This window comes from Nonomuraea gerenzanensis, assembly GCF_020215645.1.
Lineage (GTDB): Bacteria > Actinomycetota > Actinomycetes > Streptosporangiales > Streptosporangiaceae > Nonomuraea > Nonomuraea gerenzanensis.
In genome coordinates this window covers 11189094-11213168 of sequence record NZ_CP084058.1, presented here as the reverse complement: position 1 = coordinate 11213168, position 24075 = coordinate 11189094, and the positions used below count along the sequence as shown (strand labels likewise).

The following is a 24075-nucleotide window of genomic DNA, read 5'->3' as shown; positions in this document are numbered from 1 at the left end:
CCAGATGCATGGGAGCGCTGATGGACGTACCCGGCGAAGGTGAGATCCGCCGCTTCCTCGTCGAGCGGCTCGGCGAGCACGTGGACCCCGACCGCCCCCTGGGCGAGTACGGGCTCTCCTCGCGGGAGTCGGTGGCCGTGGCGGCCGGGCTCGGCGAGCTGCTGGGCCGGGAGCTGAGCCCGACGCTGCTGTGGGAGCACCCCACCGTGAACCGCCTGGCCCGCGCGCTGTCCGCCCCCGAGCCTGCCGTACGCGCCGTGCGCCCCGCCGGTGAGCCCGTCGCCGTGGTCGGCGTCGGCTGCCGCTTCCCCGGCGCGCACGGGCCGCGGGCGTACTGGGAGCTGCTCGTCGAAGGGCGCGACGCGGTCGGCGAGGTGCCCGCGGGGCGGTGGGAGGCGTTCGGGGCGAAGGTGGACGCCACCCGGCACGGCGGGTTCCTGGACGACGTGGCCGGGTTCGACGCGGAGTTCTTCGGGATCGCGCCGGGTGAGGCGGCGGCCATGGACCCGCAGCAGCGGCTGCTCCTGGAGACCGCCTGGGAGGCGCTCGAACACGGCGGCATCGCGCCCAGGTCGCTGGCCGGCACCCGCACCGGGGTGTGGACCGGCATCTCCGGCAACGAGTACGCGTACCTGACCACCCTGAACCTTGCCTCCGTGGACGCCTGGACGGCCACCGGCGCCGCGCTCGGCATGGGCGCCAACCGCCTGTCCTACCTGCTCGACCTGCGCGGCCCGTCCATGGCCGTGGACACGGCCTGCTCCTCCTCCCTGGTCGCCACCCACCTGGCGGTCTCCAGCCTGCGCGCGGGCGAGTGCGACCTGGCGCTGGCCGCCGGCGTGAACCTGCTGCTGTCCCCCGTCATCACCCTCGCCTTCGACCGGGGCGGCGGCACGGCCCCCGACGGGCGGTGCAAGGCGTTCGACGCCTCGGCCGACGGGATGGTGCGGGCCGAGGGGTGCGGGGTGGTGGTGCTCAAGCGGCTGCCGGACGCCATCCGCGACGGGGACCGCGTGCTCGCGCTGGTCGGCGCCACCGCCGTCAACCAGGACGGCCGCTCCCACGGCCTGGTCGCGCCCAACCCGGAGGCGCAGGAGGAGCTGCTGCGGCAGGTGTACGGGGACCGCGGCCCCGACTACATCGAGGCGCACGGGACGGGCACGTTCCTGGGGGACCCGATCGAGGCCCGCGCCATCGCCGCCGCCATCCGCACGCCCGTGCTGCTCGGCTCCGCCAAGACCAACCTCGGCCACCTGGAGGCCGCCGCCGGGGTCGCGGGGCTCATCAAGACCGTGCTCGCCCTGCACCACGGCGTCATCCCGCCCAGCCTGCACTTCCGCCGACCGAACCCGCACATCCCGTGGGACTCCCTGCGAGTCGTCACCTCGCCGACCGCCTGGCCTCGGCGCGATGCCAGGGCCGGGGTGTCGGCGTTCGGGTTCGGGGGGACGAACGCGCACGTCGCGCTGGACGCGCACGTCGCGCTGGACGCGCACGTCGCGCTGGACGCGTACGGCGCCGCCAGCGGTGAGCCCGCATCCGCGGCCCCTGACATGCACGGCGGCTCCTCGGCTTCTCGCGCGAACGGCGGCAGCCCGCGCGGGGCCACGGCCAAGCACGTCTTCCTGCTCACCGACACCACCGAGGCCAGGGTCCGCGACCACGCCCGCGCCCTGGCCGCCTGGCGCCCTGGAAGCGACCTGCGGGACGTCGCCCACACCCTGGCCCGCCGCGCCGGCCGCGGCAAGGTGGCCGCCGCCGTGGTGGCAGGCGACGCCGAGGAGCTGGCCCGGCGCCTGCGCGACGTACGGCCCGCACGGGCGACGGGCGGCGCCGGGCCCGTGTGGGTCTTCGGCGGCTACCGCCCGCACCCTCCCGACCTAAGCCTGTACGACGTCGAGTCCGCCTACAGGCGCACCGTCGACGCCGTGGCCCCGCTGCTCGCCGCCGAGGCCGGCATCGACGTCCACGACCCGCTCCCCACGGGGGTCGCCGCCATCCAGCCGATCCTCTTCGCGGCCCAGCTCGCCCTCGCCGAGACCTGGCGGGCCTACGGCTTCGAGCCGGCCGCCGTGATCGGCCACTCGATGGGCGAGGTGGCCGCCGCCGTGGTGGCGGGTGGCCTCCCGCTGCCGGACGCCGTCAAGGTCATCTGCACGCGGGCCAGGCTCCTCGGCGGGCTCGGCGGCGGCGGGGCGATGGCCGTCGTGGGGCTGGACGCCCGCGAGGTGCCGGACGACCTGCGCGTGGCCGTGTACGCGGCGCCGGGACAGTGCGTGGTGACGGGGGAGCCGGAGCGGGTGGCGGCGTTCGCGGAGTCGGTGGCGGGGCGAGGGCTGTTCGCCAGGACGCTCACCGCCGAGGGGGCCGGGCACTCGCCGCAGGTCAAGCCGCTGCTGCCGGTGCTCAGGGCGGAGCTGGCGGGGGTGGCGGGGGGCAAGCCGCTGGTGCCGTACTACTCGGTGGTCTTCGAGGATCCCCGGGAGGTGCCGGTGTTCGAGGCGGCGTACTGGGCGGCGGGGGTGCGGCGTCCCGTGCGGCTCATGCAGGCCGTACGCGCCGCCGCCGAGGACGGCTTCTCGCTCTTCACCGAGGTGAGCCCGCATCCCGTGCTCACCGGCGCGCTGCGCGACACCCTGCCGCCGGGCGCCGTCCTGACGACGGGCGACCTCCCCGCCCAGCTCGCCACGGCCGCCACCGTGGTCACCCCGCGCACCTTGGGGCGCGTCGTGGACGTGCCGCACTCGCCGTGGCACCACGTCCGCCACTGGGCCGGGCCCCCGGTGGCCGCGCCGCGCGGGCTGGACGGCACACTGGTCGTACGCCACTGGGCTCCCGCGCCATCACGGGGGGCGGGCGCGTCCCGCGCATGGCTCGTCCTGGCCGATGAGGGGGATGCGCGGGCGGCCCGCCTCCCTTCCCTCCTGGGGTCCGGCTCCACCCTCCTGCCCCTCGATGCCGTCCCGGTGCCTCCCGATGGTGTCGGTACGGCCGCGTCCGTGCTCGTGCTGCCTGCCAGGGAGCTGGATCCGGTGGGGGTGCGGCGGGTGATGCTGGCCGTCTCCGCGTTGGTGGCGCGGGGGTGCCGGGTGGTCATCGGGACTGAGCGGGCTCAGGGCGTGCTGGAGGGAGAGCGTCCCGATCCGGGGCCTGCGGCGCTGCGGGGGCTGGTACGGGTGCTCGCGCTGGAGCGACCCGAGGCCCGGGCCGCCTTGGTGGACTTCGACGACCTTACGGACCTGGTGACGGAGCTGACGGGGGGTGCGGCGGGCGGCGGTGCGGCGGACGATGAGGTGGCCTGGCGGGATGGGGTGCGCCATGCGGCTCGCCTGCGCCGCGCCTCGCTTCCCGCCGCCCGGCCTTCACCCACCGGGGCGGCCCCTGTCGCCGGGCCGGGCGCGTACATCATCACCGGCGGCACCGGCAAGCTCGGCCGGCTCGCCGCCCGCTGGCTGGTCGAGCGCGGTGCCACCCGGGTCGTGCTGAACAGCCGGTCCGGCGCCGCCGCCGACGGGGTCGTCCAGGTGGTGGCGGGCGACCTGGCGTTGCCCGGCACGGCGGAGCGGCTGGTGGCGGCGGCGACCGCAGACGGGATGCGGCTGCGCGGTGTGATCCACGCGGCCGGCGTGCTGGACGACCGGCTGGTCACCGACCTGGATGCGCAGAGTCTCGAACGGGTGTGGGCCGCGAAGGTGGACGGCGGGTTGCGGCTGCACGAGGCCACCGCCTCCGTGGAGCTGGACTGGTGGGTGGCGTTCTCGTCGGCGGCCGGCGTGCTCGGCTCGCCCGGGCAGGCCGCCTACGCTGCGGCGAACGCCTGGCTGGACGGGCTGTGCGAGCTGCGCCGGGCGGAGGGGCTGCCGGGGATCGCCATCGCCTGGGGGGCGTGGGCGGGGACCTCCGCCGGTGCGCTGCCCGCTGTGGAGCCGTTGACGGCGGAGGAGGGGCTGGAGGCTCTGGAGGCGCTGATCCGGGGTGGGATGTCGGCCGGGGTGGTCAAGGTGGACGTGCGGGAAGCGGTCAGGATTTTTCCGGCCATTGGTCGCATTCCGTATTTCTCCGATGTGGCGAGCGAGGCGGAGGGCGCTGTCCCGCTGGATCCGGGCGCGCTCACTCCGGAGGCCGTGTCGGCGGGGGTGCGGGAGCGCGTGTCCGTGGTGCTCGGGGTGGCCGCCGGAGGGCTGGACGAGGACGTGGTGCTCACGGACCTCGGGCTGGACTCGCTGGCCGCGACCCGGCTGCGGGGGATGATCGAGCACGACTTCGGCGTCACGGTGCCCACCGCGCCGATGCTCACCGGATGGACGGTGGGCACGCTCGTGGGGGCGGTGGGGGACGAGCTGAGGCCGAGTGTGCCCGGCGGGCATGGGCCGCATGCCGATGTGGAGCCGGTGTCGGCGGCGGCGCCTGCCATCGCGGCCAGGGACGCGGCGGAGCGGCAGGTGGTGCGGGTGCTGGCCGGCCTGCTCGGCCGCGAGCCCTCCGTCACGGCCCCCATCCCACCGGCCGTCCTCCCCGAGGCGATCACCCTCCTGAGCCGTGAGCTGGGCATGCCGGTCGACCCACCACCAGCCAGCGGGCCGGCCACGACCAACACCCCGACGACCGTCGCGGAGCTGGCCGAGGTGGTGCGGAGGCTGGAGGAGGCGGAGGCGGGACGGTCGGTGGTGAGGCGGCTGAACACCGTCACCACTGGCAGGCCGCTCTTCCTCGCCCACCCCGCCGGCGGTACCACCGGCGTGTACGCACTCCTCGCCGACCGCCTGACCACGACGACCCGCCCGACCACGACGACCCGCCCGACCACGACCGCCCGCCCGACCACGACGGCAACCATCCCCGTCCACGGCCTGGAACGCCTGGACGGCACTCTCGGCATCCCCGAACGCGCCGCCCGCTACGCCGAGGCGATCAAGGAGACGTCCCCCGGCGAGTACCGCCTGGGCGGGTGGTCGTTCGGCGGGATCCTGGCGTTCGAGATCGCCCGCCGGCTGGGCGAGGCGCACGTCGAGCTGGTGGCGATGATCGACTCCGGCCTGCCGGAGGAGGTGCCCGAGGCGGCGCGGCGCGAGATCGAGGCCCGCCGTTACGCGGACTTCGCGGCCCACCTGAGCAGCACGTACGGCGTGCACCTCGACTTGGACCCCGCCGACCTGCTCGACCTGGAGGAGGCGGCGCGCACGGCGCTGGTCATGGACAGGATGGCCGCGTCGGGAGCCACGGAGGTGCTGCCCGCCGCGGTGCTGCGCCACCAGCTGACCTCGCACGAGGACACCAGGGCCATCGAGCGTTACCGCCCCGGCACCCCGTACCACGGCCGGGTCGTGCTCTACCGGTCCACCGAGCCCACCCCCTGGACCGTGCGCGACAGCCGGTACGCCCACGAGGGCGACCCGGCCAGGGGCTTCGGGCCGTACTGCACCAACCTGGAGATCGTCGAGATCCCCGGGGCGCACCACCTCGACCTGCTCGATCCCCCGCACGTCGAGGTCATCGCCGAGCACCTGGGAGGACTGCTATGACGCTGGCACAGGCGGTGGTGGCGGGCGCGGAGCCCGCGGAGCTGTCGCGCCTGGACGTGCCCGCCACGTACCGGGCCGCCCACCTGCGCAAGGACGAGGTGGGCACCTTCGACCAGGACGAGCAGGACAAGGACGTACGCAGGACGTTGCACGTCGGCCAGGTGCCGATGCCGGAGCCGGCCGAGGACGAGGTGCTGATCGCGGTGATGGCCAGCGCGATCAACTACAACACGGTGTGGTCGGCGATGTTCGAGCCGATCCCGACGTTCGCGTTCCTGGAGCGGTTCGGCCGGACGGACCCGAGGCACGACCTGCCCACGCACGTCCTCGGCTCCGACGCGTCGGGCGTGGTGGTCAGGACGGGCCGGGCGGTGCGCCGCTGGCGGGTCGGCGACCGGGTGGTGACCAGCCCCGCGTACGTGGACGGCGAGGACCCGGTCGTGCAACACGACGGCATGCTCGCCGCCGACCTGCGGGCCTGGGGCTTCGAGACGAACTTCGGCGGCCTGGCCGACTTCGCCCTGGTCAAGGCCACTCAGCTGCTTCCCAAGCCCCGGCACCTGACGTGGGAGGAGGCGGCGTGCAACATGTTGTGCGCCTCGACCGCGTACCGGATGCTGGTCGGCGAGCGCGGCGCGCGCATGAAGCAGGGCGACGTGGTGCTGCTGTGGGGCGCCACCGGCGGCCTCGGCGGGTACGGCGTGCAGCTGGTGCTGCGCGGCGGCGGCATCCCGGTCGGCGTGGTCAGCTCCCCGGAGAAGGCGGAGCTGCTGCGCAGGATGGGCTGCCCGCACGTCGTCGACCGCGCGCAGTTCGACGATCTCGGCGACGAGAAGGCGTGGCGGCGGCTGGGCGCGGAGGTCAGGCGGCTGGTGGGGGAGGACCCGGCGATCGTGTTCGAGCACACGGGCCGGGACACGTTCGGCGCCTCCGTGTACGTCGCCCGGCGCGGCGGCTCGGTGGTGACGTGCGGGTCGTCCAGCGGATACGCCCACGAGTACGACAACCGCCACCTGTGGATGAAGCTCAAGCGGATCATCGGCTCCCACGGAGCGAACTATCAGGAGTGCCACGAGGTCAACCGGCTCATCTCGCTCGGGCTGATCCACCCGACGCTCTCGGCGGTGTACCCGCTGACCGGTGCGGCCGAGGCGGCCCGCGCGGTGCAGCTCAACCAGCACGTGGGGAAGGTGGGCGTGCTGGCGCTGGCCCCGGAGGAGGGGCTCGGCGTCGAGGACCACGAGCTGCGGGAGCGGGTGGGCGAGGAACACCTGCGTCTGTTCCGTCCGCGTTGAACAGGCGGCGAGCGCCTGCGCCTGTTCGGCCGCGCTGAACCTCTTGCGGAGCGAAGCGCTCCGTCTATAGCATCTTTTATCGGAGCAAAGCGCTCCGATTAAGAGAGCTGAGGTTCATCATGGAGGACGACGTGGCCCTCGCGGCCATCGAAGACCTGGTCGCGCAGGCCGAGCGGCACCAGAACGACCCGAACCCGTTCCTGGCCCTGCACACCGCAGACACGTCCGTCGTGAACATCGCCGGGCGGCGGGTCGCGGGCCGGGACGCGCTGGCCGAGGTGATGCGGGCGGCCCTGGCGTCGCCGCTGGCCGAGGTGATCACCAGGACGGAGGTGGCGGACATCCGCTTCGTCCGGCCGGACGTGGCCATCGTGACGTCGATGAAGCGGGTGTTCGACGGGCGCGACCCGGAGGTGCGGGCCGACCCGCGTGCGGCCCTGCCTGCCGCGTCCGGCTGGCTGACCTACGTGGCGGTGCGGGAGGAGGACGGCGCCTGGCGGATCGCCTCCGCCCAGACCACCCCCATCCGGGCGTGAATAACCCCAGGTAGCGGAGATTTCGGTATCTTGCGTAGTCCGAGATGACCGAACCTGCGACAGAAGGGAACGGCACGTGCCCGACGATGCCGGCCTTCAGGCGCTCCGCGAGGCGGCGCGTCTCTCCCCGGACAACCTCCCCCTCCGCCGGCATCTCGCCGGGCAGCTCCTCGCCAAGGGATACCTGGCGGACGCCGAGGCCGAGTTCCGCGCCGCGCTCGCGCTCGCGCCCCAGGACCCGGAGCTGATCGCCGGGCTCGCGGACGCGTTCATCCGCCAGAGCGCCTTCGGGGAGGCGATGGCGGTGCTGGAGCCGCTGCTGGCCACCCCGGGCTACCCGCCCGCCGTCGGCGTGCTGGCGGCCCGGGCCCTGCTCGGCGAGGGGGACGCGAGCAGGGCCGCCTACCGGTACTTCGAGGCCACCTCGCGCGACGCGTCCGTGGCGGACCAGGAGCTGGAAGCACGGATCACGGGCGCCCCGCGCCCCGCCAGCCAGCACCCCGCCAACCAGCACCCCGCCAACCAGCGCCCCGCCAACCAGCCGCCGCCGGTCGGCCCGCCCGGTGCCGCGTCGCCGTTCCTGCCCTCCGTCCCCCTGTCCGGCGACAGCACCACGGCGGAGGTCGAGCGGTCCGGGGTGTCGTTCGCCGACGTGGCCGGGATGGACGCGGTCAAGGAGGCGCTGCGCATCAAGCTGCTGCTGCCGATGCAGCAGCCGGAGATGTTCGCCGCGTTCGGCAAGCGCGCAGGCGGCGGGGTCCTGCTGTACGGCCCGCCGGGCGCGGGCAAGACCCACCTGGCCAGGGCGGCGGCGGGCGAGCTCGGCGCGGCGTTTGTCAACGTGGGCCTGGCCGACATCCTCGACATGTACATCGGCAACAGCGAGCGCAACCTGCGCGCCACGTTCGACCTGGCCCGCCGCAACCGCCCGTGCGTGTTGTTCTTCGACGAGGTGGACGCGCTGGCCGGCCGCCGCTCCGACATGCGCAGCGCGCACGGCCGCCAGCTCGTCAACCAGTTCCTGTCCGAGCTGGACGGCGTGGACCAGCACGCCAACGAGGGCGTGCTGGTGCTGGCCGCCACGAACGCCCCGTGGTACGTGGACGTGGCCTTCCGCCGCCCGGGGCGGCTCGACCAGCCGGTGTTCGTGCCGCCGCCGGACCAGCAGGCCCGCGCGGCCATCCTGCGCATCCTGTGCCGCGACAAGCCGCTGGCCGAGATGGACTACGACGCGGTGGCCCAGGCCACCGAGCACTTCGTGGGCGCCGACCTGAAGGGCGTCGTGGACCGGGCGGTGGAGGCCAAGCTGCAGCAGTCGCTCAGCGCCGGCCGCCCGATCCCGCTGACCACGCAGGACCTGCTGGCCGCCGCCGGGAGCGTGCGGCCCACGGCCGTCCGCGAGTGGATGGGCACCGCCCGCAACTACGTCATGCACGCCAACGACTCCGGGGCCTGGGACGAGCTGATGCCCTGGGTGAAGGCGAAGTGGTAACGGCCGCCGACCCGATCGAGCGGGCGCGCACGCTGCTGCGGCTGCGCCGCCCCGCCGACGCCGAGCGGGAGCTGCGCGGCCTGCTGGCCCAGGAGCCGCAGCACACCGTCGGCCACGCCCTGCTGTCGCTCGCGCTGATCGAGCAGCGGCGGGCCGACGAGGCCGTCCAGGAGGCCCAGGAGTCGGTACGCCTGGCCCCCGACCAGTGGCTGCCCCACTACGCCGCCGCCCAGGTCTACAACAGGGCCCGCCGCCCGGACGACGCCGTCACCGCCGTCCGCGCGGCCCTGGAGCTCTCCCCGGAGTACGCCCCGGCCTGGGAGGTCCTGGCCCGCGCGCACCTGTCGAAGGCCGAGTGGCAGCCGATGCTGGACGCGGCGCTGCGCGGCCTGAGCATCGAGCCGGAGGACTGCGACCTGGTCAGCCTGGTCTCGCTGGCCTACCTCAACCTCGGCGACCCCGGGCAGGCCCGCGCCGCCGCCGCGCACGCCGTACGGATCGACCCGGAGAGCCCCACCGCGCACTTCGTGTACGGGCGCGCGGAGCTGAGGTTCGGCGACCCGCGCCGGGCGGCGGAGAGCTTCCGCGAGGTGCTCAGGCTCGATCCCGGGTTCGGCGCGGCCAGGGATTGGCTGGTGCGGGCGCTGAAGGAGCGCAACCCTGTCTACCGGCGGCTGTCGCGGCTGCGCGGCAGGTTCCCGCAGGGCTGGCGGCTGATCTTCCTGCTGCCCGTGATCCCGCCGGTCATCGCGGTGTTCGTGATCCTGGCGCTGCTGCACTGGGTGGCGTGGGTGGCCGAGGCGTGGAGCATGCTGCGGCTGGCTCGCGGCAGGGCCACCCGGTTGCTGTTCGAGGGGGCCGAGGCGCGGGTGGCGGTGGCCTGCCTGGGGCTGGTGGCGGCAGGCGCGGTGCTGCTCGGGCTGGGCATCGGGCTCGGCCAGGAGGCGCTCGGCGTCGCGGGGGCGTCGGTCATGGCCCTGGTCACACCCGTGCAGGAGGCCGCCCACACCGGCTCGCCCCGTGGCCGGGCGATCCTGTACGGCTGGGCGGGCCTGCTGGGCGTCGCCGTGGTGGTGTCGGTGCTCGTCGCCGAACCCGGCGTGGCGCTGCTCGCCCTGTACGCCTCGATCGCCACGGTCTGGCTCGCCACCCCGGTCAGGGGCAGGCTCACACCGGCCGTCTAGAGCAGCGTCCCGCCGCTGACCTCGAACGTGGCGAGCGCCTCGTCGATCCTGGCCAGCGTGTCGGCGTGCAGGGTCACGTCGGCGGCGGCCAGGTTCTCCTCGATGTGCGCGGGGGTGCGGCTGCCGGGGATCGCCACCACGTGCTCGTCCTGGTGCAGCAGCCAGGCCAGGGCGAGCTGGGCGGGGGTGAGGCCGAGGTTGGCGGCCAGGGTCGCGATCGGGGCGTAGCGGTCGTTGTTGCCCGCGAGGTTGGCGGCGGAGAAGCGGGGCGCGTTGTGGCGGAAGTCGCCCTCGCCGAGCGCCTGCACCGTGCCGGTCAGGAAGCCGTTGCCCAGCGGGCTCCAGGCCACGATGCCGACGCCCAGCTCGCGCGCGGTCGCGAGCAGGTCGGCGTCCACCGGCCGCCACATCGACCACTCGTTCTGCACGGCCGTCACCGGGTGCACCGCGTGCGCCGCCCTGAGCTGGGCGGCCGTCACGTTGGACAGGCCGAGGTGCCTGACCAGCCCGTCGCGCACCAGCTCGGCCATCGCGTCGGCGGTCTCCTCGATCGGCACGCCGGGGTCGGGGTAGTGGGCGTAGTAGAGGTCGATCACGTCGGTGTCCAGGTTGCGCAGGCTGCGCTCGGCGTAGCGGCGCACCAGGCGGGGGTCGGCGTTGACGCGCAGCTCGCCGAAGGCGTACCCGACGGGGTGGGCGCGGCTCGGCTCGCCCTCCGGGATCGCCAGGCCGAACTTGGTCGCGACCACCACCTCGTCCCTGCGGCCCTTGATCGCCCGGCCCACCAGGCGCTCGTTGTGGCCGTCCGCGCCGTAGGCGTCGCTGGTGTCCACGTGGGTGCCGCCCGCGTCCAGCGCCGCCTTGAGCGCCGCCTCCGCCCGGGTGTCGTCCACCTCGCCGTACACGCCGGGCGAGAGCACCATGGCGCCGAAGCCGATCGCCGGGACCTGCAGGCTGCCGAGAGTCCTTGTCTTCATGGCCCTGATCCTGCCGCCGGGGCCCGTCCACGGTCCAAGACCTTTTGCTATAACCGATGGCTATGGACGTGCATCTGCGGGAGTTGCGGTATTTCGTGGCGGTGGCCGAGGAGCTGAACGTGACGCGGGCCGCCGAGCGGCTGTTCGTCTCGCAGCCCGCGCTGTCCAAGCAACTCGGGGTGCTGGAGCGGCAGCTCGGGTTTCGGCTCTTCGATCGGGTGTCCAGCGGGGTGGTGCTCACGCGGCAGGGCGCGGTGCTGCTGCCGGTCGCTCGCGAGCTGCTCGAACGCTGGAACGCCGGGGTGGAGCAGGCCAGGGCGGCGGCGCCCACCGGCACGCTGGTGATCGGCCTGCAGACGGCCGTGGGCAGGGGGTTGCAGCAGGAGGCGCTGCGCCGCTTCCGCGCGGCCATGCCCGGGTGGGAGGTGTCGCTGCGGCTGGTGGGCTGGGACGATCCCAGCGGCGGGCTGGCCGACGGGTCGTCCGACGTGGCGTTCATCTGGCTGCCGGTGCCGGCCGGGCTGCGCACGTACGTGCTGGCCACCGAGCGGCGCGGGGTGGCCATGCCCGCCGATCACCCGCTGGCGGAGCTGGCGGAGATCCCGTTCGAGGCGCTGCGGCGGGAGCCGTTCATCGCGCTGCCCCGGGCGGCGGGGCCGCTGCGGGACTTCTGGCTCGGGCTCGACGCGCGTGACGACGAGCCGGTGGTCGGGGTGACGGCCAACACGCCGGAGGAGGTCTTCGAGGCCGTGATCAGCGGGCTCGGGGTGGTGCTGGTGGCCGAGGGGAACGCCACGCTCTACAAGCGGCCCGGCATGACCTACCGGCCGGTTACGGGGCTGCCTCCTGGGGAACTGGCCATTGCCTGGCGCGAAGGGGACGCGAGCCCACAAGTCCTCGCATTCATCGACGCTTTGCGACAGGTGACCACTAAGGTCTGACCCGAGATCGACCCGTAGAAAGGTGCCCCCCATGAGCGAGTTCGCCACCACCTTCGACCTGATCGACGCCGACAAGGACGGCCGCATCTCCGCTGTCGAGCTGGTCCGGCTGATGGAGGTGCTCGGCCAGCCCGTGACGCTGGAGGCCGCCCAGGAGGGCGTGCTCAAGCTGGACAAGGACGGTGACGGCCTGATCGACCTGGAGGAGTTCAGCGCGTTCCTCCAGAAGTGATAAGAAACAAGCGTTTGCTACACATTCTTCTGTTGCCTGGGTCACAATGGCGACAGGAGGGACGATGGCGATCAAGAGTGACATCAGCGAAAGCCGTACACCAGCGCACATCGTGAAGACGCTCAGGTCGGGCGTCGGCCCGGTCTCCGAAGAGGTGATCGAGGAGATCCAGGCCCGCATCCCCGAGTACGCCCGGCCATCGGACGAGATCTACATCAAGGTCGTGCGGATGGCGGTCGAGCAGGCCATCGAGGGCTTCCTCGACCGCATCGAGAGCCCCGACGCCCCGTGGGACCCGGAGCCGTTCCGCATGATCGGCAAGGGGGAGGCGGCGGAGGGCCGCAACCTGGAGCCGCTGCAGGCCGCGATGCGGCTCGGCGCGCGGGTCGGCTGGCGGCGGCTGACCGAGATCGCCGGCCCGCTCGGCCTGTCACCCCAGGCCCTGTGCGAGCTGGGCGAGGCCGTCTTCGTCCACCTCGACCGGCTCGCCGACGCCGCGGCCGAGGGCTACGACGAGGCCAGGGCGCACGAGGCGGGCGAGATGGAGCGCCGCCGGGCCCGCCTGCTCGACCTGCTGCTCAGCCAGCCGCCCGCCAGCCCGGACGCCATCGCCGACCTGGCCAAGGCCGCCGCCTGGCGGCTGCCCAGGACGGTGGCCTGCGTCGCGCTCGACGACCAGTACGGCACCTGCCGGGTGCCCCCGCTCCCGCCCGACGTGCTCACCGGCCCCGGCAGGCCCCTGCCGTGCCTGCTGGTGCCCGACCCGGCGGGGCCGGGCCAGGCGCAGCTGCTGGAGCACGCGCTGCGCGGGCGGCGCGCGGCCATCGGGCCCGCGGTGCCGCTGGTGGCGGCCGCGACGTCCCTGCGGTGGGCGGGGGAGGCGCTGGAGCTGTCCCGGCGCGGCGTGCTGCCCCGCGGGCTGCTGCGGTGCGAGGACCACCTGGCGACGCTGGTGGTGTTCAAGGACGAGGAGCTGGTCGACGTGCTGGCCGAGGTGCGGCTCGCCCCCCTGGCCCACCTGCGGCCCACCCAGCAGGACCGGCTGGCGGAGACCCTGCTGGCCTGGCTGCGGTACGGGCGCGGGGCCGGCGAGGTGGCGGCCAAGCTGCACGTGCACCCGCAGACCGTGCGTTACCGGCTGCGGCAGCTCGAAGAGCTGTACGGTGACCAGCTCGCCGATCCCGACATCCGGTTCGAGCTGGAGATCGCGCTGCGGGCCAGGCAGTCGACCAGGCCGGGGCACCGCGACGGCGATCGGTGACCTGGGCCGATGCCCGAACGCGCACGTGGCCACCGGCGTGGCCGTCGGGCCTTCCGGGACCTGCTGGAGGCCGCCCATCGCGCGCTGACGTAGCGGTGCTGTCATGAGAGCCGCCCCGTGGGGTAGCGGCTACGGATGCGACTGACGTACACCTCCGACGTCTGGTGGAAGAACGCCGTTGTGTACTGCCTGGACGTGGAGACGTTCAAGGACGGCAACGGCGACGGCGTGGGCGACTTCCGCGGCCTGACGCAGCAGATCGACTACCTCGCAGGGCTCGGCGTGACCTGTCTCTGGCTCATGCCGTTCTTCCCGACCCCCAACAAGGACGACGGATACGACATCACCGATTTCTACAGCATCGACCCCCGCCTGGGGACGCTGGGCGACTTCGTGGAGTTCATGCGGACCGCGCACGACCGCGGCCTGCGCGTCATCGCGGACCTGGTCGTCAACCACACCTCCGACCAGCACCCCTGGTTCAAGGAGGCCCGCGCGAGCCGGGACTCGCCCCGCCGCGACTGGTACGTCTGGTCCGACAAGCCGGAGCCCGACAACCCCGAGCAGATCGTCTTCCCCGACAAGGAGAACAGCGTCTGGGAGTACGACGAGGGCTCGCGCCAGTACTACCTGCACAGCTTCTACCGGCACCAGCCCGACCTGAACGTGGGCAACCCCGAGGTCAGGGACGAGATCACGCGGATACTCGGGTTCTGGATGGAGCTGGGGCTGTCGGGATTCAGGGTGGACGCGGTGCCGTTCCTCATCGAGAACATCAACCCCAAGCTGGCCAACCCGCACGAGTTCCTCGCGGATCTGCGGGCGTTCATGACGCGGCGCAAGGGCGGGTCGATCCTGCTCGGCGAGGTCAACGTGCCGTACAAGGAGTTGATCGCCTATTTCGGTGATGGGCTGGGCGACCAGATCACCATGTGCTTCGACTTCATCAGCATGCAGAAGGCCTGGCTGTCGCTGGCCCGCAGCGACGCCACGCCGCTGGCCGACGCCCTGCGCGAGCGTCCCAAGCCGCCCAAGGACTGCCAGTGGGCGATGTTCCTGCGCAACCACGACGAGCTGACCCTCGACAAGCTGACGGAGGAGGAGCGCGAGGAGGTCTTCCAGGCGTTCGGGCCGCGCAAGGAGATGCAGATCTTCGGGCGCGGGCTGCGCCGCCGCCTGCCGACGATGCTCGGCGGCGACCTGCGGCGCGTCAAGATGGCCTACAGCCTGCTGTTCTCGCTTCCCGGCACGCCCGTGATCTTCTACGGCGAGGAGATCGGGATGGGGGAGAACCTGGAGGAGGAGGGCCGCATGGCGGTCCGCGTCCCGATGCAGTGGTCGCAGGACGGCGGCTTCAGCCAGGCCGAGCCGGTCCGCGAGATCCCCGGTGGCTCCTTCGCCCCCGACCGGGTGAACGTGGCCGACCAGAAGCGGGACACGGCGTCGCTGCTGCGCTGGTTCGAGCTGCTCATCGAGCGCTACCGGGAGTGCCCGGAGCTGGCGTGGGGCGAGTACACCGTGCTCGACACCGGCCATCCGGCGGTCTTCGCGCACCGCTGCGACGCCGACGGGGCCACGGTGGTGGTCGCGCACAACCTCTGCGACACGGCTCAGGACGTGGAGCTGCGGCTGGCCGGGCTGGAGCGGCACCTGCTCACGGACCTGCTGGTGGACGGGACGCTGGAGGTGTCGCAGCAGGGCGTGGTTCGGCTGCCGATGGACCCGCACGGCTGCCGCTGGCTGCGTGCCTCGCCGCCGGAGATCCCGCCGGAGGACGCCTCGGTCAAGTCGTTGTGACCACGGCAGGGGCGGGCCAGGCGGACATGGCGAGGGTGGCGACGGCGAGCAGGTCCTCGTAGCGGGCGCCGTCGCGCGACTGCGTGGACATGCCCTGGATCGTCGCCGCGTAGAACGTGGCCAGGCCCGCCGTGTCCGTCGCGGCGGGCAGCCGCCCGGCCGCCACGTCGTCGTCGATCCGCGCCTTGATCGCCGCCTTGGCCTCCTCCCTGAAGCCGCGCAGCAACGCCTCCACCTCGGCCGACTCCGGCCCGCAGTTCACGGCGGCGGTGATGATCAGGCAGCCGGCCGGGTGCTCCCGGCTGGCGTACTCGGCCGCCGTCTCCCTCAGCACCCGCTCGATCGCCGCCCGCCCGGTGGGCTCCTCGGTCAGCGCGCGGGTGGTGAAGGCGCCGTAGGTCCGCTGGTAGCGCCGCACGGCCTCCTCGAACAGCCGCCGCTTGTCGCCGAACGCCGCGTACAGGCTGGGGGGCCTGATCCCCATCGCGGCGGTCAGCTCCGCGATCGAGGTGGCCTCGTAGCCGTGGCGCCAGAACGCGAGCAGCGCCGTCTCCAGCGCCGCCTCCCTGTCGAACTCCCGTTGCCTGGCCATGCCGCCATTCTATAGCGATCGCTATGTTATGGTTCTGTATCGATCGCTAAAGAAAGGAGTGCGACCAGTATGCCCACGGTCATCCACGGTGGCGGCGCCGTCCACTACGGGAAGGCGGGCAGCGGCCCCGGTCTCGTGCTGGTGCACGGCACCGGCGGCGACGCCGTCACCAACTACGCCCACCTCGTCCCCGGCTTCGCCGACCTGCGCACGGTCATCACCCCCGACTACGCCGGCAGCGGCCGCACCTTCGACCCCGGCGGCGACCTCACGCTCGACCTGCTCGCCGGTCAGGTGGCCGCCGCGTTCGAGGAGCCGTCCGACCTGGTGGGGTTCTCGCTGGGCGCCGTCGTGGCCGCCAAGCTCGCCGCCGAGCGGCCCGAGCTGGTCAGGCGGCTGGTGCTGATCGCCGGCTGGACGCACCTCGCGGACTCGCGGCTGGAGCTGGGCCTGCGTACGTGGGCGCGGCTGGCCGCCACCGACCCGGAGAGCTTCGCCGCGTACGGGCCGCTCGTGGGGTTCAGCCCGGGTTTCGTCGGCTCGGTGGGCGCCGGAGCCCTGATGGCGGGCCAGGCGCCGCCCGGCACCCTGCGCCAGATCGAGCTGGACCTACGGGTGGACATCAGGGACCTGCTGCCGAGGATCACCGCCCCCACCCTGGTCATCGGCAACACCCAGGACTACCTGGTCCCGGTGGAGCACGCCCGCGCCATGCACGCCGCCGTCCCCGGCAGCGAGTACGCCGAGCTGGACAGCGGCCACGTCGTCCTGCACGAGCGCCCGGCGGAGGTCACGGCGTTGATCAGGGAGTTCATCACCCGGTCGTAACCATTGAGTGATTTGTCAGGATTACTCTCCGCCTCATGCGAACCATGAAGCTCGCCCTCACCGGGGCCGCCGCGACCTGCGCGCTGGCCCTGGTGGCACTCCCCGCGCAGGCCGTCGCACCGGCGAAAACGGTCACGGTCACGGTCATGGGCACGTCCGACCTGCACAGCAACGCCCTCAACTGGGACTACTTCAAGGACACCGCCTACTCCGACAGCCAGGGCAACCACGTCGGCCTGGCGAAGGTGTCGTCGCTGGTCAACCAGATCAGGGCGGAGCGCGGGGCGGACCGCACACTGCTGTTCGACTCGGGTGACACGATCCAGGGCACGCCGCTGGCGTACTACTACGCCAAGGTCGAGCCGATCACCGAGACCGGTGAGACCCACCCGATGGCCGCGGCCATGAACGCCATCGGATACGACGCCGTGACGCTCGGCAACCACGAGTTCAACTACGGGCTGCCGCTGCTGGCCACCTGGATCGACCAGCTGAAGGCCCCGGTGCTCGGCGCGAACGCGGTCCACGACAGGTCGGGGCTGCCGGCGTACAAGCCGTTCGTGATCAAGAGCATGAAGGTCAAGGGCGACAAGCCGGTCAAGGTGGGCGTGCTCGGCCTGACCAACCCGGGCGTGGCCATCTGGGACAAGGCCAACGTCGAGGGCCGGCTGCGCTTCACCGACCTGGTCGAGTCGGCGAAGAAGTGGGTGCCGGTCATCCGGGGCCTCGGCGCGGACGTGGTCGTCGTGACCGCGCACGCGGGCGACAACGGCCTGTCGTCCTACGGCGGCGACCTGCCCGTGGAGAACGCCTCGGCGATGGTGGCCGAGCAGGTGCCGGGCATCGACGCGGTGCTGTTCGGGCACGCGCACAACGAGGTCGCCCAGCGGTTCGTGACGAACAAGGCGACTGGCGAGCAGGTGCTGCTGACCGAGCCGGGCAAGTGGGGCCAGCGCCTGTCGCGGCTGGACTTCCAGCTCACCAAGCAGCGCGGCAGGTGGGTGGTCACCGGCAAGTCCTCCACCACGATCAACACGAACACCGTCCCCGAGGACCCGAAGATCGTGACGCTGCTGAAGCCGCAGCACGACACCACGGTGGGCTACGTCAACAAGGTCGTGGCCACGTCGTCGCAGCAGCTCTCGGCGGCCGAGTCGCCGTACAGGGACACGCCGATCCTCGACTACATCCAGCACGTGCAGATCGAGACGGTCAAGCAGGCGCTGCCGGACAACACCCTGCCGGTGCTGTCGATCGCCGCGCCGTTCAGCCGCAGCGCGGTCTTCCCCGCCGGTGACGTGCGGGTCAGGGACGTGGCCGGCCTGTACGTCTACGACAACACGCTGATGGCGGTCAAGCTGACCGGGGCGCAGCTCAAGGACTACCTGGAGTACTCCGCCAAGTACTTCAACCAGCTCGCGCCCGGCGCCCCGGTGGACGTCGCCAAGCTGACCAACGCGAACAACACCCCCGACTACAACTACGACCAGCTCGCCGGGGTCTCCTACGACATCGACGTGGCCAAGCCGGCCGGTCAGCGCGTCGCGAACCTCACCTACGACGGCGCGCCGATCCCGGACGACAAGGAGTTCGTGGTCGCGATCAACAACTACCGCCAGTCGGGCGGCGGCGGCTTCCCGCACGTCACCGCCGCGCCCGTGCTCTACAACGCGCAGGTGGAGATCCGGCAGGCGCTGATCGAGTACGCCACCGCCCAGGGCACCATCGACCCGGCCGGCTTCGCCGCCGCCAACTGGAAGCTCACCAGGGACGGGGCGCCCCTGTTCTGATCACAGGTAGGAGGGCCCGCTCACCCGGTGCCTGAACGTCCACCACACCCACGCCTGGACCGCCACCAGGAACGGGATCAAGGTCAGGACCACCGGCACCAGCAGCGGCCCCGACGTGCCGGGCTCCAGCGGCAGCCGGAGCCCGGCCAGCACCCCCACGACCACCAGCGCCGCCGAGGTCAGCGCGTACGTGCGCCCCTCCCCGGCCCCGCCGGCGAGCACCGCGGCCCGCGCCCGCAGCGTCCCGCGCAGCCGCAGCGCCGCGAACGTCAGCCCGTGCGTGCCGAACAACGCGGCCAGCACCAGCGCGGGCAGCAGCGCCACCGGCCCCTGGATGCCGAGCAGCACCTGCGACAGCAGCATGCCCCAGCTCAGCGCCAGCCCCCAGCTCCCGGCCGCGATCGCGCCGTCCCAGCCCGCCTGCCAGCGCGCCCCCGGCAGCCGGCCGCGCAGCCACAGCCCCATGTCGCGCACGACCCAGGCCACCAGCAGCGTCACCACCACGGTGTGGTTGCCGTGCAGCAGCTCGCCCTCCAGCCGGGGGAAGAGCCCCGCCAGCACCCCCGCCGTGGCCACCAGCCACACCTCGTTGCCCAGGAAGAACGGCGCGATCGCGGCGATCACCTCGCGCCGCTCGCCCGCCGACCGGCCCAGGTACGGCAGCGCCATGCCGACCCCGATGTCCGCGCCGGCCAGCACGAGGTAACCGATGGCGAAGAAGCCCAGGATGAAGATCTCCATGACAAGCGTCCCTAGAACGAAGGAGCAGGAACGGGGGTCTCGACCGGCCGGTCGCCCAGCGCCACCGCGCCGGGCCCGCGCCGCGCCTGCCTGGCCAGCAGCCAGTAGTTGACCACGATGAGCACCGCGAACACCGTGACGAACGCGGCCAGCGAGAAAACCAGCTGCCCTCCGGTCACCGGCGACATGGCCTCGGACGTCCGCAGCAGCCCGTACACGGCCCACGGCTGGCGCCCCAGCTCGCGGAAGACCCAGCCGGCCAGCACGGTGACGAACGGGACCGGGATCATCAGCGTCAGCAGCCGGTGCCACAGCCTGAACCCGCGCACCACCGGCCGGATCAGCATGAGCAGGAAACTCGGCCCGGCCACGAACAGCATGAGCGCGAACAGCGCCATCATCGTGATGCCGCTCGTCTGCACCGCCTCCACCGGAGGCAGGTAGTCGCCGGGGCCGAACCTGGCCACCATCTCGGCCTGCGCGGCGGCCAGCCGCTCGGGCGAGCCGACCCACGCGGCGACCTTCGTCGGCTGCATGGTCTCGAACCCGAGCCCGCCGAACGTGGCCGTCAGGAGCAGGGCGGGCAGCGCCACGCCGATCCCGATCCGCAGCGACTTGCGGAACAGATCCTGCTCGGGGGTGCGCCTGCGCAGGTGGTACGCGCTCACCCCGGCCATGAAGAACCCGCCGACGACCATCGCCCCGAACAGCACGTGCCAGAACGCCACCTGCGCCGCCGGGTTGGCCACCATGGCCCCGAAGTCCGTCAGCCGCAGCCGCCCGCCCTCCGCCACGTGCCCGACCGGGTTCTGCAGGAAGCCGTTGGCGACCATGATCCAGAACGCCGACGCGTACGCGGTCAGCGTCACCACCCAGATGAGCGCCAGGTGCGCCCACCGGTTCAGCTTGTTCCAGCCGAAGATCCACAATCCCAGGAACGTGGACTCGACGAAGAACGCCACCAGCGCCTCGATGGCCAGCGCCGAGCCGAACACGTCGCCCGCGTACTCGGTCAGCCCGCTCCACGACAGCCCGAGCTGGAACTCCATCACGAGCCCGGTGACGATGCCCATCGCGTAGTTGATGATGTAGAGCTGGCCCCAGAACCGGGTCATCCGCAGGTGCACGGGATCGCCGCCGAAGGTGGCGCGGGTCTGGACGACGGCGACCAGCGTCGCCAGGCCCAGCGTGAGCGCCACGAACAGGAAGTGCGCGCCCGCCGTGAGCGCGAACTGCAGGCGGGCGAGGTCCACGATGTCCATGCCACAGACCCTCCCGGTACGGCCGGGCCCGCCGCGTCATGCCGGGGAGGGCACCCGGCTTACCTCCCGGGTCGCATGAGGCCCGCCGGCGTACGACTCAGGGAGTAAGCCAGCCCGGCGTGATCATGCCGGCCTCGTACGCGATGACCACGAGCTGGGCCCTGTCACGCACGCGCAGCTTGGTCATGATGCGGCTGACGTGCGTCTTCGCCGTGGCCGGGCTGAGCACGAGGCGGGCCGCGATCTCGTCGTTGGACAGGCCGCCCGCCACCAGCGTCATGACCTCGCGCTCCCGCTCGGTGAGCGCGTTCAGCTCGGGGCCCGGCTCGGGCCGCTTGACCCGGCCGGCGAACTCGGCGATCAGCCGCCGCGTGATCGACGGCGCGATCAGCGCGTCTCCCCTGGCCACGACCCTGACGGCGTGGATCAGCTCGGCCGGCTCGGTGTCCTTGACCAGGAAGCCGCCGGCGCCGGCCCGCAGCGCGCCGTAGACGTAGTCGTCGAGGTCGAACGTGGTCAGGATGATCACCTTCACGCCGTCGAGCGCCGGGTCGCCCGCGATGCGGCGGGTGGCCTCCAGGCCGTCGAGCTCGGGCATGCGGATGTCCATGAGCACCACGTCGGGCCGGTGCTCGCGGGCCCCGGCGATCGCCTGCGCGCCGTTGGCGGCCTCGGCCACCACCTCGATGTCGTCCTCGTCGCTGAGGATGGAGCGGAACCCGGCACGCACCAGGGTCTGGTCGTCGGCGAGCAGTACGCGGATCATCGGGCCCCGTTCGTCGGCTGGGTCAGTGGCAGGCGGGCGGTGACGCGGAAGCCGCCCCCGGGGCGCGGGCCGGCCTCCAGGGTGCCGCCGAGCGCCGTCGCGCGCTCACGCATGCCCTGGATCCCGAAGCCGCTGCCCCCGTCGTACGTGGCGCCGGGTCCGTCGTCGTCCACGGTGATGATGATGTCTCCGGCCTCGGTGGTGATCGTGAGCGTGGCCTCCCGCGTGCCCGAGTGGCGGGAGACGTTCGTCAGCGCCTCCCTGACGATGCGGGTGGCGGCCAGGTCCACCTCGGTCGGCAGCGCGCCGAGCGGCTCGGGCAGCTCCGTGCGTACCGTCAGGCCCGATGCCGCGACCAGCGCGTCCAGCCGCGCCAGGCTGTCGGCGGGCGCGACCGGCGCGTCCTCGTCGACCTGGCGCAGCACGCCCAGCGTGGTCCGCAGCTCGCGCAGCGTCTCCTTGCTGGTCTCCTTGATCGTGCGCAGCGCCGCCTCGGCGTCCTCCGGCCGCTTGCGGATGCCGTGCAGCGCCGCGGACGCCTGCACGTTGATCATGGAGATGTTGTGCCCGAGCACGTCGTGCAGCTCCCTGGCGATGCGCAGCCGCTCCTCGCTGGCCCGCCGCCTGGCCTCCTCCTCCTTGGTCAGCAGGGCGTCGAGCGCGTGCTGACGGGCCTCCGACAGGTACGCGCGGCGGTTGCGCGTGACCCCGCCGAACGCGATGGACGCGACCACCCAGCCCGTGATCATGATGAACGTGCTGTCGTCCACGTGCCTGATCCCGCCGGTCTCGCCGACGCCCATGGCCAGCAGCGCCGCCGCCCCCGTGGCGATGGCCGCCGTGAGGTGACCGCGGTCGGCCGCCGTGTAGAGCACGACGAACAACATCACGACGAGCGGCCCGTCGAGCCCCGCGTACGGGTAGTAGGCGGCCACGGACACCGTCACCACGACCAGCGCCACGACCGGATAACGCTCCCTGGCCAGCAGCCCGGCGCAGGCGACCAGCGGCAGCACGACGTCCAGCACGTTGGTCGGGCCGGAGTTGGCGAAGGCGAGGAAGGAGCCGGCCAGCACGGCGGCGATGGTGACGACCGACACGATCGTGCTGGGCGACGGCCTGCGCATGCCCCTCATTCTGTACGGCCACGCACGCGGTCGGGTAATCGCGGCGGCGCTTCTGGGTAGGGGCGTTGGATGAGCACTAAGGACGAACTCCGGCAGATCGAAGAGGACCTGACCAGGTTGCGAGCCGAGAACCAGGACGTGCGCGACCAGATCCGCGACATGGGCGCGACCGACCAGATCGAGGTCTCGGCGATGATCAGCCAGGCGGACGAGCAGGTCGAGTTGATCGCCGAGCTCGAACGCCGCCGTGACCGGCTGATCGAGCGGCTGGAGGAGGAGGGCGCCCGGTGAGGGGCGCCCTGAGGGCTGGCCGGCCGTGGGCGGCCGGCCGGGAGGTCAGCGCAGCTTGGCGCCCACCTCGTGCAGGTGCCGCAGCGCCTGCCCGTAGGACTCGATGAGGCCGGTCTGGAGGTAGTCGACGCCGATCTCCTGGCAGTAGCGCTCGACGATGGGCTGGGCCTTGCGCAGGTTCGGCGCCGGCATGTGGGGGAACAGGTGGTGCTCGATCTGGTAGTTGAGCTGGCCGAGCGCCACGTCGGTGAACAGGTTGCCGCGCACGTTGCGGGAGGTCAGCACCTGCTTGCGGAGGAAGTCCAGCTTGTCCTCCTTGGTCAGCACGGGCATGCCCTTGTGGTTGGGCGCGAACGTGCAGCCGAGGTAGACCCCGAACACCCCCTGGTGCACGACGAGGAACAGCAGGGCCATGCCGAAGGGCAGCACGGTGAAGACCACGCCGAAGTAGAGCACGAAGTGCGCCAGCAGCAGCGCCAGCTCCAGGTTGCGGCGCTTGGCGGTGGGCTGGAACAGCGCCTTGACGCTGGCGATGTGCAGGTGCCAGGCCTCCAGCGTGAGCAGCGGGAAGAACCAGAACGCCTGGTACTTGGCGATGAACCGGGGCAGGCCGGTGCTGCGGGCGGCCTGGTCCTGCGACCAGACGATCACGGCGGGTGAGACGTCGGGGTCGTGATCCTCGTGGTTGGGGTTGGCGTGGTGCTTGTTGTGCTTGGTGGTCCACCAGCCCCAGCCGAGCCCGACGCCGAGGTTGCCGATCACCAGGCCCGCGATGTCGCTGGGGCGACGCGTCCTGAACACCTGGCGGTGCCCGAGGTCGTGGGCGAGGAAGCCGAACTGCGCGAAGATCACAGCCAGGGCGGCCGCGACGAGGAGTTGCCACCAGGAGTCGCCCACCCAGGCGAACAGGGCCCAGCCGCCGGCGTACACGACGGCGGCGATGCTCATCCGGACGGCGTAATAAAAGGGACGCCGGTCGAGAAGACCGGCGTCCGCAATGCGATGGGCTAGTCGGGCGAAGTCACTGCCTCGAGTGTCGATGGTGCCAGGACTGGCCACTGCTCTCCTTACCTCGCGGTGCAAGTTGCCCTAACCTTGGCGCATCCGCCGCCAAACGGGAAGCACGTAGCCGGACGGTGTGATCTACGTCAACACGCCTCTGACTCCGGACATCCGCCAGGCCGTGGCCGCGACCTGGGGAGTCGAGGGGCCGGCCGGGCGGCTGCACGAAGGTGAGGAATCCGCAGCCTACAGGCTCCGGACCCGTGGTCAGGATCGGCAGCGCCGTGCGGGCGGCAGCCGCTCCAGCGCGAGTCCAGGTCGCCGCCGCGGACCCGGGAGACGGCCTCGTACCTGGCGCCGCCCGAGAAGACCGTGAGGCCGCGCAGCAGCTCACGCTCGCGCTCCGACAGCAGGTTCCAGCTCCAGCCGATGACCGCGC

19 protein-coding genes are annotated in these 24075 nt (G+C 72.6%); 12 read left to right on the top strand and 7 right to left on the bottom strand.

What is annotated here, in order from left to right; all coding sequences use genetic code 11:
- Positions 1-20 precede the first annotated feature (20 nt).
- From LCN96_RS52220 to LCN96_RS52195, 5 genes are all read left to right on the top strand, one after another.
- Positions 21-5522: a type I polyketide synthase gene (locus LCN96_RS52220; RefSeq protein ID WP_263657415.1), complete on the top strand. Its 5502-nt coding sequence runs from the start codon at positions 21-23 to the stop codon at positions 5520-5522.
- Positions 5519-6817 (top strand): crotonyl-CoA carboxylase/reductase, encoded by a 1299-nt coding sequence (gene ccrA / locus LCN96_RS52210; RefSeq protein ID WP_225269825.1) that lies wholly within the window; start codon positions 5519-5521, stop codon positions 6815-6817. Before LCN96_RS52220 ends, ccrA begins: the two co-directional genes overlap by 4 nt.
- 119 nt (positions 6818-6936) lie before the next feature.
- Positions 6937-7353: an SgcJ/EcaC family oxidoreductase gene (locus tag LCN96_RS52205; RefSeq protein WP_225269824.1), complete on the top strand. Its 417-nt coding sequence runs from the start codon at positions 6937-6939 to the stop codon at positions 7351-7353.
- 76 nt (positions 7354-7429) lie between these two features.
- Positions 7430-8845, top strand: a complete 1416-nt coding sequence (locus tag LCN96_RS52200) for an ATP-binding protein (RefSeq protein ID WP_225269823.1) — start codon at positions 7430-7432, stop codon at positions 8843-8845.
- Complete coding sequence (locus LCN96_RS52195) at positions 8839-10029, top strand: tetratricopeptide repeat protein (RefSeq protein ID WP_225269822.1); 1191 nt, start codon at positions 8839-8841, stop codon at positions 10027-10029. The genes LCN96_RS52200 and LCN96_RS52195 overlap by 7 nt, the downstream gene beginning before the upstream one ends.
- On the opposite strand, the gene LCN96_RS52190 is transcribed toward LCN96_RS52195, so the two are convergent.
- The gene (locus LCN96_RS52190) at positions 10026-11006 is read right to left on the bottom strand and encodes an aldo/keto reductase (protein ID WP_225269821.1); all 981 of its coding nucleotides are present in this window, start codon (positions 11004-11006) and stop codon (positions 10026-10028) included. The genes LCN96_RS52195 and LCN96_RS52190 overlap by 4 nt on opposite strands.
- Positions 11007-11068: 62 nt before the next feature.
- Between LCN96_RS52190 and LCN96_RS52185 the strand changes: the two genes are divergently transcribed.
- The 4 genes from LCN96_RS52185 to LCN96_RS52170 all read left to right on the top strand — a co-directional run bounded on the left by LCN96_RS52185 (position 11069) and on the right by LCN96_RS52170 (position 15237).
- Positions 11069-11947 carry a LysR family transcriptional regulator gene (locus LCN96_RS52185; protein WP_225269820.1) on the top strand — a complete coding sequence of 293 codons (879 nt, stop codon included), beginning with the start codon at positions 11069-11071 and terminating at the stop codon, positions 11945-11947.
- 31 nt (positions 11948-11978) lie between these two features.
- Complete coding sequence (locus LCN96_RS52180) at positions 11979-12179, top strand: EF-hand domain-containing protein (RefSeq protein WP_397351835.1); 201 nt, start codon at positions 11979-11981, stop codon at positions 12177-12179.
- Positions 12180-12243: 64 nt separating this feature from the next.
- Positions 12244-13440 carry a helix-turn-helix domain-containing protein gene (locus LCN96_RS52175; protein ID WP_225269818.1) on the top strand — a complete coding sequence of 399 codons (1197 nt, stop codon included), beginning with the start codon at positions 12244-12246 and terminating at the stop codon, positions 13438-13440.
- Positions 13441-13575: 135 nt separating this feature from the next.
- Positions 13576-15237, top strand: a complete 1662-nt coding sequence (locus LCN96_RS52170) for an alpha-amylase family protein (protein ID WP_225269817.1) — start codon at positions 13576-13578, stop codon at positions 15235-15237.
- Here LCN96_RS52170 and LCN96_RS52165 read toward each other — a convergent pair.
- Positions 15224-15829, bottom strand: coding sequence for a TetR/AcrR family transcriptional regulator (locus tag LCN96_RS52165; RefSeq protein WP_225269816.1), 606 nt, complete (start codon positions 15827-15829; stop codon positions 15224-15226). The two genes, LCN96_RS52170 and LCN96_RS52165, sit on opposite strands and share 14 nt — an antisense overlap.
- 69 nt (positions 15830-15898) lie before the next feature.
- Between LCN96_RS52165 and LCN96_RS52160 the strand changes: the two genes are divergently transcribed.
- Together LCN96_RS52160 and LCN96_RS52155 are read left to right on the top strand one after the other, a co-directional pair.
- Positions 15899-16657, top strand: a complete 759-nt coding sequence (locus tag LCN96_RS52160) for an alpha/beta fold hydrolase (protein WP_225269815.1) — start codon at positions 15899-15901, stop codon at positions 16655-16657.
- Between the two features lie 35 nt (positions 16658-16692).
- Positions 16693-18447 carry a bifunctional metallophosphatase/5'-nucleotidase gene (locus tag LCN96_RS52155; RefSeq protein WP_225269814.1) on the top strand — a complete coding sequence of 585 codons (1755 nt, stop codon included), beginning with the start codon at positions 16693-16695 and terminating at the stop codon, positions 18445-18447.
- Here LCN96_RS52155 and LCN96_RS52150 read toward each other — a convergent pair whose 3' ends face one another.
- From LCN96_RS52150 to LCN96_RS52135, 4 genes are all read right to left on the bottom strand, one after another.
- On the bottom strand, positions 18448-19188 hold the full coding sequence (locus LCN96_RS52150; RefSeq protein ID WP_225269813.1) for a cytochrome d ubiquinol oxidase subunit II: 741 nt from the start codon (positions 19186-19188) through the stop codon (positions 18448-18450).
- Positions 19189-19199: 11 nt separating this feature from the next.
- Positions 19200-20450: a cytochrome ubiquinol oxidase subunit I gene (locus LCN96_RS52145; RefSeq protein ID WP_225269812.1), complete on the bottom strand. Its 1251-nt coding sequence runs from the start codon at positions 20448-20450 to the stop codon at positions 19200-19202.
- 97 nt (positions 20451-20547) lie between these two features.
- Complete coding sequence (locus LCN96_RS52140; protein WP_225269811.1) at positions 20548-21216, bottom strand: response regulator; 669 nt, start codon at positions 21214-21216, stop codon at positions 20548-20550.
- Positions 21213-22343, bottom strand: coding sequence for a sensor histidine kinase (locus LCN96_RS52135; protein WP_225269810.1), 1131 nt, complete (start codon positions 22341-22343; stop codon positions 21213-21215). Before LCN96_RS52135 ends, LCN96_RS52140 begins: the two co-directional genes overlap by 4 nt.
- A gap of 69 nt (positions 22344-22412) precedes the next feature.
- Here LCN96_RS52135 and LCN96_RS52130 point away from each other — a divergent pair, with 69 nt between their 5' ends.
- On the top strand, positions 22413-22634 hold the full coding sequence (locus LCN96_RS52130; RefSeq protein ID WP_225269809.1) for a hypothetical protein: 222 nt from the start codon (positions 22413-22415) through the stop codon (positions 22632-22634).
- Positions 22635-22679: 45 nt separating this feature from the next.
- Here the strand turns inward: LCN96_RS52130 and LCN96_RS52125 are convergent, their stop codons facing one another.
- On the bottom strand, positions 22680-23582 hold the full coding sequence (locus tag LCN96_RS52125) for a fatty acid desaturase family protein (protein WP_225269808.1): 903 nt from the start codon (positions 23580-23582) through the stop codon (positions 22680-22682).
- Positions 23583-24075: the final 493 nt, after the last annotated feature.